General features: G+C 54.5%; 1 pseudogene. It reads left to right on the top strand.

Going from position 1 to position 809, the window contains the following annotated elements:
- A pseudogene (gene chiP / locus DEO48_RS26400) lies at positions 1-809 on the top strand (chitoporin); the annotation flags it as partial.

Raw genomic sequence — 809 nt, 5'->3', positions numbered from 1 at the left:
ATGATCGATCAGCTGCGAATCGCTGATCGACGTTCCACGCGAAAACATGATCGATCAGAGCGGAATACGCACAAGTTCTACCAGAACGATAAAAAAACCAAAGTCGATTACCTGCACTCGCTGGGCGCGAAGTACGACTTCAAAAACGATCTGGTGCTTGAAGCGGCATTCGGTCAGGCACAAGGCTATGTCGATCAGTATTTTGCCAAGGCCAGCTATAAATTCGATGTCGCGGGTAGCCCGCTGAGCACCAGCTACCAGTTCTACGGTACGCGCGACAAGGTCAGCAACGGTGGCGTCAACGACATTTATGACGGCACCGCGTGGCTGCAGGCGTTAACCTTCGGCTACAAGGTCGGTCAGGTTGATTTACGTCTGGAAGGCACATGGGTGAAGGCGGAAGGGCAGCAGGGCTACTTCCTGCAGCGTATGACCCCGACCTACGCCTCCTCCAACGGTCGTCTTGATATCTGGTGGGATAACCGCTCTGACTTCAACGCCGACGGTGAGAAAGCGGTCTTCTTCGGCGCAATGTATGACCTGAAAAACTGGAATCTGCCGGGCTGGGCCGTGGGTGCCTCTTACGCTTACGCCTGGGACGCAAAACCTGCCGATATGGCCACGCCGGATGCATACTACGATCCCAACTATCGCCTGAAAGAGTCTTCCTACAGCCTCGATGCTATCTATACCCTGCAGGATGGCCGCGCGAAAGGCACGATGTTCAAACTGCACTTCACTCAGTATGACAACCACTCCGATATCCCGAGCTATGCGGGCGGTTACGGCAACATCTTCCAGGATGAACG

It is taken from the genome of Enterobacter sp. CGMCC 5087 (assembly GCF_003144775.1).
In the GTDB taxonomy this organism is placed as follows: Bacteria; Pseudomonadota; Gammaproteobacteria; order Enterobacterales; family Enterobacteriaceae; genus Enterobacter; species Enterobacter cloacae_M.
Note: the sequence above shows the minus strand (reverse complement) of the source record. Positions and strands in the feature narration are given on the sequence as shown.